This is a genomic window from Streptomyces sp. NPDC024555 (genome assembly GCF_055559335.1).
Genome location: NZ_JBVHKV010000007.1, coordinates 126,503 through 139,458 on the forward strand (window position 1 = coordinate 126,503; position 12,956 = coordinate 139,458).

Here is a 12,956-nt window from a genome sequence, read left to right on the forward strand (position 1 = left end):
GGCGCGGCGGCACCATCCTGATCACACCGAGCCGTCTCCCGTACCCCGTGATCGGAGCGTCCCCGTGCCCGTCGTCCTGCGTGAGGCATGGACCACCCTCGTACCCGACCCGGACGACCGGCACGGTCCGCTGCCGCCGCTGATGCTCGCGCTGACCGTCGTCACCGGTCTGGTCGACGCCGTCAGCTATCTGGAACTCGGGCGGGTCTTCGTCGCCAACATGACGGGCAATGTGGTGTTCGCCGGGTTCGCGTTCGCCGGCGCGCCCGGGTTCTCCCTCGCCGCTTCCCTGTTCGCGCTCGTCGCCTTCGCGGCGGGTGCGCTGGCCGGCGGCGGGATCGTGCACCACGCCCGCGCCCACCGCGGCCTGATGCTGCTGCGCGGACTGTGGGCGGAGACGCTGTGCGTGCTGGCCGCGCTCGCCGTCGCGCTCGTCTCGGGCACCCCCTTCCACGGTGGGGTGCGCTTCACCCTGATCGTGCTGCTCGCCCTCGGCCTCGGCGTGCAGAACGCCGTCGCGCGGGCGCTCGCCGTCCCCGATCTGACCACGACGGTCCTCACCCTGACCATCACGGGGATCGCCGCCGACGGCCGGCTCGCCGGGGGCGGCGGCAGCCGGGCCGGCCGCCGCGCCCTGTCGGCGGCGGCCATGCTGGCCGGGGCCCTCGTCGGCGCCGTCGCCGTCCTGCACGGGCGGCCCGCGCTGCCGCTGGTGCTCGCCTCGGTGATCCTCGTCCTGCTCTGCCCGGCCGCCCAGCTCCTGGCCCGCGCGGACGGCGCGTGGATCCACCCCGTCGTCAAGAAGTGAGCGGCCGGCCCGGGTCAGCCGGCGAGCGACCGCAGATACGCCGCCGTCGCCGCGTCGGCCGGCAGCAGCGTCTCGATCGCCAGCTCCGCCACCGTCACATCCATCGGGGTGTTGAACGTGGCGATGGACGCCACGAACGAGAGCACGTGCCCGTGGTGCTCGACGACCAGCGGCAGCGCGAACGGCACCGACGCCGAGGGCGGCTCCCAGCCCTCCGCGTCCCGGGACCGCTCCGGTACGGGATAGCCCGCCACCTCCTCGTACAGCGCGCGCAGCTCCACCGAACGGGCCAGGGCGATCTGACGCTCCATCTGTGCCAGCAGATCGGCCCGCCACTCCCGCAGATTGAGGATGTGCGGTGCCATGCCCTCCGGGTGCAGGGTCAGCCGCATCGCGTTCAGCGGCGGGACCAGCAGATGCTCCGCCACCCCGTCCAGCATCCGGCGCATCCCGTCGTTGGCCGCCACCACCGTGTACAGGCCGTCCACGACGAACGCCGGATACGGGTCGTAGCCCTGGAGCAGCCGGTCCAGCCCCTCGCGCAGCGCCCCCATGGCCGGGTCGTCGAGCGGGGTCTCCGCGTAGTGCGGCGCGTACCCGGCGACCACCAGCAGCGCGTTGCGCTCCCGTACGGGCACGTCCAGGTGCTCCGCCAGCCGCAGGACCATCTCCTGGCTCGGGCGGGCGCGGCCCGTCTCGATGAAGGAGATGTGCCGGGCCGAGGAGTCGGCCCGCAGCGCGAGCTCCAGCTGACTGATCCGACGACGCTCCCGCCAGCTGCGCAGCAGCGGCCCTACCCCCGTGTCAAGCGCGACAGTTGTCATACCGAGACCGTAACGTCACCGGCAGAGCCACCCCACCCGACCCCGACGAGGGAGCCCGCCATGCCCGCCGCACCCCTGCCGCCGCACGCGATCGAGGAAGGGCTGCGCGAGCTGCCCGGATGGGCGGTGGAGGGGGACCGCATCGCCTGTTCCTACCGGCTGCCCTCGCACATCGCCGCCGCCGCGTTCACGATGCACATCGCCCGGATCCAGGACGAGCTGAACCACCACTCCGATCTGACGCTCGGCTACAACTCCGTCGCCCTCTCGGTCAACTCCCACGACGCGGGCGGCAAGGTCACGGCCAAGGATCTGGAGCTGGCCGGCCGGGTCGCGGCCGCCGCCCCCGCCCACGGGGCCGAATGAGGCACGGCCCCGGCCGTCACGGCCGGACGCCCCGTCAGGGGGCCGCGCCGAAACGCGGATGCGCGGCGAGCCAGCGGGTGTAGCTGTCGCTGCGCTCCACCGCCTGGGCGTACGCCGCCCGGGTGTGCCCGGTGACCGCCGCGGCCGCGGCCGCGGCCGCGGCCGAGCGCGGATGCCAGCCCAGCAGATGACGCCAGCTCAGCGGGGAACCGGCGATCGGCCGGGTCACCACGCCCGGCGTCGGCGGGAACGTCGCCCGGCACAGCCCGACCGCCCGCCCCACCTGCACCAGATGGACCACGGACACCGTGTCCGTCTCGAACACCGACACCGGGCTGAACCCGGCCCGCGCGCAGGCGGCCACGAAGCAGTCCGCGAAACAGCCGTCGCCCGGCACGTCCGCCCAGCCCTCGTCCGCCAGCGCGGACAGCTCCAGCTCCGCCTCGCCGGCCAGCGGATGCGTCTCCGGAAGCATCACGAACACCGGATCGATGCCGATGACCTCCCACCGCAGCCGGTCGGCGACCGGCGGCGCACTCTCGCCGCACGCCCCGATCAGGGCGAAGTCCAGCCGCCCGTCCACCAGTTGGCCGGCCAGCTCGGCGACGGACCAGGAGGTGTACGTGGAGACCGGGGCGGACGGGTGCGCGGTGGCGAGCCGGTCGACCAGCCCGCCCAGCAGCGGACCGTGGGTGGCGCCGAGCCGGAACCGCTCCATGGCCCCCCAGGCGTTCGCGAACCGAACCGCCTCCTCCTGGAGTTCGCTCACCGCGGGCAGCACCACCCGGGCGCGCTCCAGCACCAGTTCGCCCAGGAGCGTGGGGCGCGCACCGGTGTGGTCGCGGTCGAACAGCGGCCCGCCCAGCGCCTTCTCGATCCGCCGCAGCTGCGCGCTCAGCGCGGGCTGGGCCAGCCCGAGCGCGGCGGCCGCCTTGGTGAGGCTCCCGGTCTCGGCTATGGCCCGTACGGTTCTCAGATGGCGCAACTCCAGCTCCATAACCGCACGTTATGGCCCCCGTCGTCCTGCGGCAATACAGTCGTCGCCTCCGGACCGTGGGCCGCGGTCCTTTGTCGTACAGTCGTCCGCATGCTGGACTACGACAAAGAGGCCGCCGTCTACGACGCGACGCGCGGCGGTGTCCCCAGGGCGCAGGCGGCGGCCCGCGCCGTGCTGGGCCTCGTCCCGCCCACCGCGCGCACCCTGCTGGACGTCGGGTGCGGCACGGGCCTGGTCACCGAGCGGCTCGCCGCCGGACGGCCGCGCCTGCGGGTGTACGGCTCCGACGCCTCCCCGGGCATGGCCCGGGTGGCGCGGGAACGCGTCGGAGGCGTCGTGCTGGCCGACGCGCGCCGACTGCCCGTGCGCGACGCGTCCGTGGACGCGGTGACGGCTGTGTGGCTGCTGCACCTGCTGCGCGAGGAGGGCGCCGTGCCGGCGGTCGTGGCCGAGGCGGCGAGGATCCTGCGGCCCGGCGGCGTGTTCGTGACCACCGTCGACAAGGACGCCGCCCACGACGTCGGCAGCGACATCGACGCGCTGTTCGCCCCCTACCTCTCCGTCTCCCCGTCCGACGCCACGGACCGGGTCCTCCGCCACGGCGCCGCCTGCGGGCTCGACGTGATGGGCAGCGGGGTCTTCCGCGGCCATGGACAGGGCAGGACCCCGCTGGCCACGGCCGACGGGGTCCGGCGCGGCTCCTACGCCTCGCGCCTGGTGCTGCCGGGCACGGCGGCCGACGACCTCGTGCGCGGGCTCGCGGCACTGCCGGGCCCCGACCGCCGCCGCGCCGAACCGGAGTACCGGCTGCTGGCGTTCCGCCGCCGCTGAGGGCGCGCGGGCCCGCCCGGGGCCCGCGCCCGCCCCGCTCAGGCGCCGCCCCACGCCCCGTCCAGCGCCGCCTCCGACGCGAAGACGGCGAACGGCTTCGGATCGCGGCCCAGGACCCGCTTCACCCCGTCGGTCACCGTGGCGTTGTGCCCGTCCAGCAGGAAGGTGAACAGCTCGGCCAGCATCTCCGCCTCGGCATCCGGCACGCCGAAGTCGATGAGCATGGAGCTGTACTGATCACCCGTCACCGCGACGTAGCGCACCTGCCGCCCGGTGGCGGCGGTCAGCGCGGCCGCCGCCTCGGCGAAGGTCAGCGGCCGGGGCCCGGTCAGCTCGTGCACCTCGCCCGCGCCCGCCTCCCCGCACAGCACCGCCGCCACCACGTCCGCGAGATCGTCGGCGTCGACGAACGGCTCGGCCGTCGTGCCCGCCGGGAACACCACCTCACCCAGATGCACCCCGTCCGCAAGCGCCCCCTCGCTGAAGTTCTGCGCGAAGAACGCCGAACGCAGCACGGTCAGTTCGGCGTCACCGGCCGCCGACCGCAGCGCCTCCTCGGCCACCACGGCCTGCGGCTCGCCCCGCCCCGACAGCAGCACCAGCCGCCGCACCCCGCACCGGCGCGCGACCGCGCCGAACTCCGCCATCGCCTCCGGCGCCCCGGGCGCCGCCAGATCCGGGTAGTAGGCGATGTACGCCGCCTCCGCACCCGTCAGCGCGGCCTCCCACCCCGAGGGGTCCGTCCAGTCGAACGCGACGGCACCGCCCCGCGATCCGGCCCGCACCTGAAGACCCCGCGCCGCCAGCCGCTCCACCACCCGCCGGCCCGTCTTGCCCGTCCCGCTCGTCACCAGGACCGGGCCGGTGACGGGGTTCTGCCGCTGCGTGTTCTCCGCGTTCTCTGTCATGCCCCCAGACTCCCCGCGTCCGCCCCCGCCCTCCATGCCCCAGCCACTCACCTCCCTACGCGCGCGTCTACGCTGCACCGCATGGACGCACTCGCAGGCCTGCTCGACGGACCGCGCGCCCGGGGCGCCTTCCTGCTGCGGATGGTGATGGAACCGCCGTGGTCCGTGCGGATCGAGGACCGGGCCCCGCTCTGCCTGATGGCCGTCACCGAGGGAGAGGCCTGGATCCGGCCCGACGCCGGCACCGCTCCCGTACGGCTGACCCCGGGCGATCTGGCCGTCGCCCGCGGCCCGGAGCCGTACACCGTCGCCGACGGACCCGACACCGCGCCCCACGCCCTCATCGGACCCGGCGGCGGATGCACCACACTGCGCGGCGAACCGCTCGCCCAGTCCATGCGGTTGGGGGTACGGACCTGGGGCAACGCCGCCGAGGGCTCGGCGGTCGTGCTCGTCGGCACCTATCTGATGGACGGCGAGATCAGCGGCCGGCTCCTCGACGCCCTGCCGCCGCTGCTCCTCCTGCCCGCCGACGGCCGGACCACCGGACCGCTGCTGAGCCTGCTCGGCTCGGAGATCGCCCGCGACGAACCGGGCCAGAGCGTCGTGCTCGACCGGCTCCTCGACCTGCTCCTCATCGACACGCTGCGCACCTGGTTCTCCCGGCCCGGCGCCGAGGCCCCCGCCTGGTACCGGGCCATGGGCGACCCCGTCGTCGGACAGGCGCTGCGCCTCCTCCAGAACGAGCCCGCCCACCCCTGGACCGTCGCCGCGCTCGCCGCGCGGACCGGGGTCTCCCGGGCCGGGCTGGCCCGCCGGTTCACCGAACTGGTCGGGGAGCCCCCGATGAGCTACCTCACCGAATGGCGCCTCGCCCTCGCCGCCGACCTGCTCCGGGAGACCGACGCGACCGTCGAGGCGGTGGCCCGCAAGGTCGGCTACAGCCAGGCCTTCGCCTTCAGCACCGCGTTCAAGCGGGTGCGCGGCGTCAGCCCGCAGGACTACCGCAAGGGCGGCTTGCCGGAACGGCAACAAAGTTTGCCCATGGGCTGACGTGCGGTGAGGGTGGAGGGATGAGCAACCACACCGTTCACGGTCACCACCACGAGGGCCGGCACGGCCACGGACACTCCCACGGGCACGGCCACAACCCGGCCGACCCGGACTGGGACGTCATGGCCCCGCTGCTGGAGCAGAACGCCGAACTGAGCAGTGAGCAGTACACCCGCGCGGCCCGCTGGATCGCCGGACTGCCCGACGCCCCGAAGGTCCGCCGGGTCCTGGACATCGGCAGCGGCCCCGGCGTCGTCGCCTGTCTGCTCGCCGAGGTGTTCCCCGAGGCCGAGGTCGTGGCCGTGGACGCCACCCCGGCCCTGCTGGAGCGCACCCTCGACCGCGCCCGGCGGCTCGGGCTCGGCGACCGCGTCACCACGCTCCACGCCGAGATCCCCGAGGGGCTCGCGGGCCTCGGCGAGGCCGACCTCGTCTGGGCGGGCAACGCCCTGCACCACATGGGCGACCAGCGCGCCGTCCTGGCCGGATTCGCCGGACTGCTGCGCCCCGGCGGCACCGTCGCCCTGGTCGAGGGCGGGCTCCAGCCGCGTCAGCTGCCCCGCGACCTGGGCTTCGGCCGGCCGGGCCTGGAGGCCAGGATGGAGGCGGTCCAGGCCGAGATGTTCGAGGAGATGCGCGCCGAACTGCCCGACGCGCGGCGGGAGAACGAGGACTGGGCGGCGCTGTTCACCGCGGTGGGGCTGGCCCCGCAGGGCACCCGCAGCTTCCTGCTCGACCTGCCGGCCCCGCTGGGCGAGGTGGCCAGGGACCATGTGATCGCGGAATTCGCCCGCCGTCGCGACGGGCTCGGCGAACGGCTCGACGCCGACGACAACGCCGCGCTCGACCGGCTCCTCGACCCCGAGGACCCCGCCGGACTCCACCGGCGCCCCGACACCTTCCTGCTGCTGGCGCGCACCTTCCACCTCGGCCGCCGCGCCTGAGACGGCGACCGCCGCCCGGCACGGGGCCGGGCGGCGGTACGGAAGGGGCCTGCGGGCTCAGGCGCCGGCGTTGAACTCGCCGGGGTTCGGGCCGAGGCGCTTGCCCTCGTCGAGCGCGGCGAACGCGGCCAGGTCGTCGGCGTCCAGCTCGAAGTCGAAGACGTCGATGTTCTCCGCGATCCGCGACGGCGTCACGGACTTCGGGATCACCACGTTGCCCGTCTGGATGTGCCAGCGGAGCACCGCCTGGGCCGGGGTGCGGCCGTGCTTGCGGGCGACCGCGACGACGGTCGGGACCTCCAGGAGGCCCTTGCCCGAGCCCAGCGGGGACCAGGCCTCGGTGGCGATGCCGTGCCGCGCGTGCAGGGCGCGGGACTCGGCCTGCTGGAGCTGCGGGTGCAGCTCGATCTGGTTGAGGGCCGGCACCACGGAGGTCTCGCCGAGCAGCCGCTCCAGGTGCTCGGGCAGGAAGTTCGACACGCCGATGGCCTTCGCCCGGCCGTCGGCGTAGATCTTCTCGAACGCCCGGTACGTGTCCACGTACGCGTCCTTGGCCGGCACCGGCCAGTGGATCAGGTACAGGTCGACGTAGTCGAGGCCGAGCTTCTCCAGGGAGGCGTCGAAGGCGCGCAGCGTCGTGTCGTAGCCCTGCTCGGTGTTCCACAGCTTGGTGGTCACGAACAGCTCGTCGCGCGCGACACCGGAGGCGGCGATCGCCTTTCCGGTGCCCACCTCGTTCTGATAGATCGCGGCGGTGTCGATGCTGCGGTACCCGGACTCGATGGCCGTGGCGACGGCCTTCGTGGCCTCGTCGTCCGGCACCTGCCAGACGCCGAAACCGAGCTGCGGCATCTCGACGCCGTTGTTGAGGGTGAGGGTGGGGACCTGGCTCACGAGCAGTCGATCCTAACGTTGTGGGTGGTGGGACTCCCACAGTGAACGATCAGCGCCGCCCGTGCATTCCCGAACACGCGGTCCATATTCGTGAACGCCGCTCCGGACACCGGCGGCCCTGGGCGGACATCGGGCGGTCAGCGGTAGAGGGCGTCCACCTCGGCCGCGTACGCCGTCTCGATCGCCCGGCGCTTCAGCTTCAGCGAGGGTGTCAGCAGCCCGTGCTCCTCGCTGAACTGATGGGCCAGGATCCGGAACGTACGGATCGACTCGGCCTGCGAGACAGCCGTGTTCGCGGCGACCACCGCCCGCCGGATCTCCATCTCCAGATCGGGATCCCGCACCAGCTCCACCGGGCCCAGCGGCTGCCGCCCCTGCATGGTGAGCCAGTGCTCCACCGCCTCCTGGTCGACGGTGACCAGCGCCGCGACGTACGGCCGGTCGTTGCCCACGACGATGCACTGCGCCACCAGCGGATGGGCCCGCACCCGCTCCTCCAGACCGGCCGGCGACACGCTCTTGCCGCCCGAGGTCACCAGGATCTCCTTCTTGCGCCCGGTGATCGTCAGATAGCCGTCCTCGTCCAGCGCCCCCAGGTCGCCGGTGGCCAGCCAGCCGTCCTTGAGGACCGCCTCGGTCGCCTTCGGATCGCCGAGATAGCCGCCGAACACATTGGCCCCGTGGACCCAGACCTCGCCGTCGTCCGCGATGTGCACGGTCGACCCGGGGATCGGCTGCCCGACCGTGCCGTACCGGGTGCGCTCCGGCGGGTTGGCGGTGGCCGCCGCCGTCGTCTCGGTCAGTCCGTAGCCCTCGTACACCGTCACGCCCGAACCGGCGAAGAACAGCCCGAGCCGCCGCTCCATCCCGGAACCGCCCGACATGGCGTGCCGGATCCGGCCGCCCATCGCCTCGCGCACCTTGCGGTACACGACCTTGTCGAAGAACTGGTGCTGCATCCGCAGCCCGGCCGAGGGCCCGGGGCCGGTGCCGAAGGCCCGCTCCTCCATGGCCTCGGCGTACTTCACGGCCACCTCGACGGCCTTGTCGAACGGTCCGATCCGGCCCTCCGCCTCGGCCTTGCGGCGCGCGGCGTTGAACACCTTCTCGAAGATGTACGGGACCGCCAGGATGAAGGTCGGACGGAACGACACCAGATCCGGCATCAGTGCCCTGGCCGACAGTTCCGGCTGGTGGCCGAGCTTCACCCGGCCGCGCACGGCCGCCACCTCCACCATCCGGCCGAAGACGTGCGCCAGCGGCAGGAAGAGCAGGGTCGCCGCCTCGTCGCCCGCCCGGGAGCGGAAGACGGACTCCCAGCGGGTGGCCATGGTGTCGGTCTCGAACATGAAGTTGGCGTGCGTGATCACACAGCCCTTGGGGCGGCCCGTGGTGCCCGAGGTGTAGATGACCGTCGCCACCGACTCCGGCGTGACCGCCCTGCGGTGCCGGTGCACGACGTCGTCCCCGACCCGCGCGCCCGCCTCCACCAGCTCGTCCACGGCTCCGGCGTCCAGCTGCCACAGCCGCTTCAGCTGGGGGAGCCTGTCGATCACCGAGGCGATCGTCATCGCGTGGTCCTCGTGCTCCACGAGCACGGCCGAGACCTCGGCGTCGTGCAGCATCCACAGGACCTGCTCCGCCGAGGACGTGGGATAGACCGGCACGGACTGCGCCCCGACCGACCAGAGCGCGAAGTCGAACAGGGTCCACTCGTAGCGGGTCCGGGACATCAGGGCGACCCGGTCGCCGAACCGCACCCCGTGCGCGATCAGCCCCTTGGCCAGCGCCAGCACCTCGTCGCGGAACGTCGCCGCGGTGACATCCCGCCAGCGTCCGTCCGCGTCCTTGCGGCCCAGCGCGACCCGCCGCGGGTCCTCCTCGGCGTAGTCGAACACGACATCGGCGAGCCCGCCTACGTGGGGCGCGGCCGCCATCGGGGGAACCGTGAATTCACGCAATGACCTGCTCCTTGTGGCGCTCCGCACAGCGCCGTGACGCTACCCCACCCACGGCCGCCGCGGGAGGGCCCGCACCACCCCGTACCAGGTGCGTCGTGCACCGGCCGGGTGGTGAAATCCGGCCAGATGGGCAAGGCACGGACACGCTTCTGACCATGGAGTAAGTGGCTCGCGCGGGAATCTCCACCGAATCTGTACGCCGCGCGCACTGCGATATGTGGGGAAACAGGGGATACGGCCAGACACCCCTACGCCGTGTCCCTCGGCCCGACCAGCCGGTCGCCGCCCGCCAGGATCGCCCCGGCCAGCGCCTCCGCCGCCTGCTGGGCACCGCCCCGCCGGCGGCCGTGCAGCAGGACGAAGTCCACGTCACCGAGGTCCGGCAGCCCCGCCCCGGGCAGCAGCGGCACCAGCCCCGGCGGGATCAGTCCCCGGCTGTGCGCCATCACGCCGAGCCCCGCGCGGGCGGCGGCGGTCAGCCCGCTGAGGCTGCCGCTCGTGCACGCCACCCGCCAGGAGCGCCCGGCCCGCTCCAGCACCTCCAGCGCACGGGCCCGGGTGATGCCCGGCGGCGGGTAGACGACCAGGGGCACCGGACGCTCCGGGTCGATCCGCAGCCCCGGCGTACCGATCCACACCAGATCGTCCTGGCGCACCAGCTCCCCGTGCGTGTCCCCGGTCCGCCGCTTGGCCAGCACCAGGTCCAGCCGGCCCGCCTCCAGCCGCCGGTGCAGCGTCCCCGACAGCTCCACCGTCAGCTCCAGGTCCACCTCGGGATGCTCGTGGCGGAAGGACCGGAGGATCTCCGGCAGCCGGGTCTGCACGAAGTCCTCCGAGGCGCCGAAGCGCAGCCGTCCGCGCGGCCGGGTGCCGGAGAAGAACGCCGAGGCCCGCTCGTGCGCCTCCAGGATCGTCCGCGCGAAGCCGAGCATCGCCTCGCCGTCCACGGTCAGCTCGACCCGGTGGGTGTCCCGGACGAACAGCTGCCGCCCGGCCGCGTCCTCCAGCCGCCGCACATGCTGGCTGACCGTCGACTGCCGCACCCCCAGCCGCCGGGCGGCCGCGGTGAAGCTCAGTGTCTGGGCGACGGCGAGAAAGGTGCGCAACTGCGCCGGGTCGTACATCCGCCCACGTTATCGCGGAACGTGATGACAGTCAGAGCGGTGTACGGGATTCCCGATACCCACCGCGGTGAGCAGGATGGGAGGCCGCGCCCCCGAACGAGAGAACCCGAGCATGAGCCGCCGCATCCCGCTGTCCCCGTCCCGGATACCGGTCGATCCGTACATCCTGGCGCTGCTCGGCACCGTCGCCCTCGCGGCGCTGCTGCCCGCCTCCGGAGCGGCGGCCGAGGTGGCCGGCGGCGCCTCCACCGGGGCGGTCGCCCTGCTCTTCTTCCTCTACGGCGCACGGCTGTCCACCGCCGAGGCGCTGGACGGACTCCGGCACTGGCGGCTCCACCTCACCGTGCTCGCCTGCACCTTCCTCGTCTTCCCGGTGCTCGGCCTGGCGAGCCGGGGGCTCGTGCCGTACGTGCTGACACCGCAGCTGCAGAACGGCTTCCTCTTTCTCTGCCTGGTGCCCTCGACGATCCAGTCCTCCATCGCCTTCACCTCGATCGCCCGGGGCAACGTGCCTGCCGCGATCTGTGCCGGCTCCTTCTCGTCCGTCGCCGGGATCTTCCTCACCCCGCTGCTGGCGGCGGCGCTCCTCGGCAGCAGCGGCGGCGGCTTCTCGGCCGACGCGCTGCTGCGGATCGGCGTCCAACTGCTGCTGCCGTTCGTCGCGGGACAACTGCTGCGCCGCCGGCTCGGCGGCTTCCTCGTCCGCCACAAGAAGGTCCTCGGCCTGATCGACCGGGGCTCGATCCTCCTGGTCGTCTACACGGCGTTCAGCGAGGGCATGGTCGCGGGCATCTGGCACCAGGTCACCCCGGCCCGGCTCGGCGCGCTGCTGGCCGCCGAGGCGGTGCTGCTCGCGCTGATGCTCGCGGTGAGCTGGTACGGGGCGAAACGGCTCGGCTTCGGGCGCGAGGACCGCATCGCGATCCAGTTCGCCGGCTCCAAGAAGAGCCTCGCCTCCGGTCTGCCCATGGCCAGCGTGCTGTTCGGCGCCCAGGCGAGCCTCGCCGTCCTGCCCCTGATGCTCTTCCACCAGATGCAGCTCATGGTCTGCGCGGTGATCGCCCGGCGGCGCGCCGGGGATCCGCAGGGCCCGCCGGAGCGGGGCGCCGCGCCGGTGCGCAGAACCGCCGCCGCGGGGTGAGGAACGGCGACGGTCAGCCGCGGCCGGCCGGTGCCTCCACGGCGATCCGGTGCTCACCCGCGTACACGTTCATGGACGCGCCGCGCAGGAAGCCGACCAGGGTCAGACCGGCCTCGGCCGCCAGGTCGACGGCCAGGGACGAGGGCGCCGAGACGGCCGCGAGCACCGGGATGCCCGCCATCACCGCCTTCTGCGCCAGCTCGAACGAGGCCCGCCCCGACACCAGCAGCACCGACCGGGACAGCGGCAGCCGGCCGTCCGTCAGGGCCCGGCCGACCAGCTTGTCCACCGCGTTGTGCCGGCCCACGTCCTCCCGGACGTCGACCAGCTCGCCCTCCTCGGTGAACAGCGCCGCCGCGTGCAGTCCGCCGGTCGTCTCGAACACCCGCTGGGCGGCCCGCAGCCGGTCGGGCAGCGCCGCCAGCAGCTCCGGCGCCACCCGCACCGGGGGAGCGTCGGCGACCGGATGCCGGGTCGTGGTGCGCACCGCGTCCAGGCTCGCCCGGCCGCAGAGCCCGCAGGAGGACGTCGTGTAGACGTTGCGCTCCAGCGTGATGTCGGGGACCGGGACACCGGGCGCGAGCCCGACGTCCACCACGTTGTACGTGTTCGCCCCGTCCTCGGTCGCCCCCGCGCAGTACACGATCGACCGCACCTCGGAGCCCTCGCCGATCACGCCCTCGCTCACCAGGAATCCGGCGGCCAGCGCGAAGTCGTCGCCCGGGGTGCGCATGGTGACGGCGAGCGGCCGCCCGTTCAGCCGGATCTCCAGGGGTTCCTCGGCCACGAGCGTGTCCGGACGGGTGGAGACCGCCCCGTCCAGGATGCGGAGGGTGCGGCGGCGCTCGGTGACCCGTCCCATGGCAGTCAGACCCGATTCTGTACGTGGCGGAGGCCCAGGCGGCCCGTGCGGCCGAGGTGACCTCGGCGTTCCCATTGTCACGCACGTCCGTCCGCGCGCCGCGGCCGGTGCGCGGGCCGTACGCGCCCGGCTGTCGCCAAGCCTCCAAGGTGCGGCCGGGAATCCTGTGGGATCACGTACCCCTGTACCGGACGGTAGCGACCAAGACTGGATGGTTCCTGCCGAATGGAGCGAGGGGAACCG

General features: G+C 73.6%; 13 protein-coding genes. 6 read left to right on the top strand and 7 right to left on the bottom strand.

Annotated features, from left to right (window positions below; genetic code table 11):
* The first annotated feature begins 64 nt into the window (after nt 1-64).
* Complete coding sequence (locus ACZ4FH_RS13965) at nt 65-808, top strand: YoaK family protein (protein WP_467304620.1); 744 nt, start codon at nt 65-67, stop codon at nt 806-808.
* 14 nt (nt 809-822) lie between these two features.
* Here the strand turns inward: ACZ4FH_RS13965 and ACZ4FH_RS13970 are convergent, their stop codons facing one another.
* Nucleotides 823-1,632: a helix-turn-helix domain-containing protein gene (locus ACZ4FH_RS13970; protein WP_383638738.1), complete on the bottom strand. Its 810-nt coding sequence runs from the start codon at nt 1,630-1,632 to the stop codon at nt 823-825.
* A gap of 60 nt (nt 1,633-1,692) precedes the next feature.
* On the opposite strand from ACZ4FH_RS13970, the gene ACZ4FH_RS13975 reads away from it, so the two are divergent.
* Nucleotides 1,693-1,998 carry a 4a-hydroxytetrahydrobiopterin dehydratase gene (locus tag ACZ4FH_RS13975; RefSeq protein WP_467304622.1) on the top strand — a complete coding sequence of 102 codons (306 nt, stop codon included), beginning with the start codon at nt 1,693-1,695 and terminating at the stop codon, nt 1,996-1,998.
* Nucleotides 1,999-2,032: 34 nt separating this feature from the next.
* Here the strand turns inward: ACZ4FH_RS13975 and ACZ4FH_RS13980 are convergent, their stop codons facing one another.
* Nucleotides 2,033-2,995, bottom strand: coding sequence for a LysR family transcriptional regulator (locus ACZ4FH_RS13980; protein WP_467304623.1), 963 nt, complete (start codon nt 2,993-2,995; stop codon nt 2,033-2,035).
* A gap of 90 nt (nt 2,996-3,085) precedes the next feature.
* Here ACZ4FH_RS13980 and ACZ4FH_RS13985 point away from each other — a divergent pair, with 90 nt between their 5' ends.
* Nucleotides 3,086-3,826, top strand: coding sequence for a class I SAM-dependent methyltransferase (locus ACZ4FH_RS13985; RefSeq protein ID WP_467304625.1), 741 nt, complete (start codon nt 3,086-3,088; stop codon nt 3,824-3,826).
* A gap of 38 nt (nt 3,827-3,864) precedes the next feature.
* Here ACZ4FH_RS13985 and ACZ4FH_RS13990 read toward each other — a convergent pair whose 3' ends face one another.
* Nucleotides 3,865-4,734 (bottom strand): Rossmann-fold NAD(P)-binding domain-containing protein, encoded by an 870-nt coding sequence (locus ACZ4FH_RS13990; protein ID WP_467304627.1) that lies wholly within the window; start codon nt 4,732-4,734, stop codon nt 3,865-3,867.
* Nucleotides 4,735-4,815: 81 nt separating this feature from the next.
* On the opposite strand from ACZ4FH_RS13990, the gene ACZ4FH_RS13995 reads away from it, so the two are divergent.
* Both ACZ4FH_RS13995 and ACZ4FH_RS14000 read left to right on the top strand, forming a co-directional pair.
* A complete protein-coding gene (locus ACZ4FH_RS13995) occupies nt 4,816-5,787 on the top strand; it encodes an AraC family transcriptional regulator (RefSeq protein WP_467304628.1) in 972 nt (323 codons plus the stop codon).
* A gap of 20 nt (nt 5,788-5,807) precedes the next feature.
* The gene (locus tag ACZ4FH_RS14000) at nt 5,808-6,731 is read left to right on the top strand and encodes a class I SAM-dependent methyltransferase (protein ID WP_467304630.1); all 924 of its coding nucleotides are present in this window, start codon (nt 5,808-5,810) and stop codon (nt 6,729-6,731) included.
* Nucleotides 6,732-6,788: 57 nt separating this feature from the next.
* Here the strand turns inward: ACZ4FH_RS14000 and ACZ4FH_RS14005 are convergent, their stop codons facing one another.
* The 3 genes from ACZ4FH_RS14005 to ACZ4FH_RS14015 all read right to left on the bottom strand — a co-directional run bounded on the left by ACZ4FH_RS14005 (nt 6,789) and on the right by ACZ4FH_RS14015 (nt 10,710).
* The gene (locus ACZ4FH_RS14005) at nt 6,789-7,625 is read right to left on the bottom strand and encodes an aldo/keto reductase (RefSeq protein WP_467304631.1); all 837 of its coding nucleotides are present in this window, start codon (nt 7,623-7,625) and stop codon (nt 6,789-6,791) included.
* Between the two features lie 137 nt (nt 7,626-7,762).
* Nucleotides 7,763-9,562, bottom strand: coding sequence for an AMP-dependent synthetase/ligase (locus tag ACZ4FH_RS14010; RefSeq protein WP_467304633.1), 1,800 nt, complete (start codon nt 9,560-9,562; stop codon nt 7,763-7,765).
* Between the two features lie 272 nt (nt 9,563-9,834).
* Nucleotides 9,835-10,710 carry a LysR family transcriptional regulator gene (locus ACZ4FH_RS14015; RefSeq protein WP_467304634.1) on the bottom strand — a complete coding sequence of 292 codons (876 nt, stop codon included), beginning with the start codon at nt 10,708-10,710 and terminating at the stop codon, nt 9,835-9,837.
* 112 nt (nt 10,711-10,822) lie between these two features.
* On the opposite strand from ACZ4FH_RS14015, the gene ACZ4FH_RS14020 reads away from it, so the two are divergent.
* Nucleotides 10,823-11,851 carry a bile acid:sodium symporter family protein gene (locus ACZ4FH_RS14020; RefSeq protein WP_467304636.1) on the top strand — a complete coding sequence of 343 codons (1,029 nt, stop codon included), beginning with the start codon at nt 10,823-10,825 and terminating at the stop codon, nt 11,849-11,851.
* 13 nt (nt 11,852-11,864) lie between these two features.
* Here ACZ4FH_RS14020 and fdhD read toward each other — a convergent pair whose 3' ends face one another.
* Nucleotides 11,865-12,713 carry a formate dehydrogenase accessory sulfurtransferase FdhD gene (fdhD, locus tag ACZ4FH_RS14025; protein WP_467304638.1) on the bottom strand — a complete coding sequence of 283 codons (849 nt, stop codon included), beginning with the start codon at nt 12,711-12,713 and terminating at the stop codon, nt 11,865-11,867.
* Nucleotides 12,714-12,956: the final 243 nt, after the last annotated feature.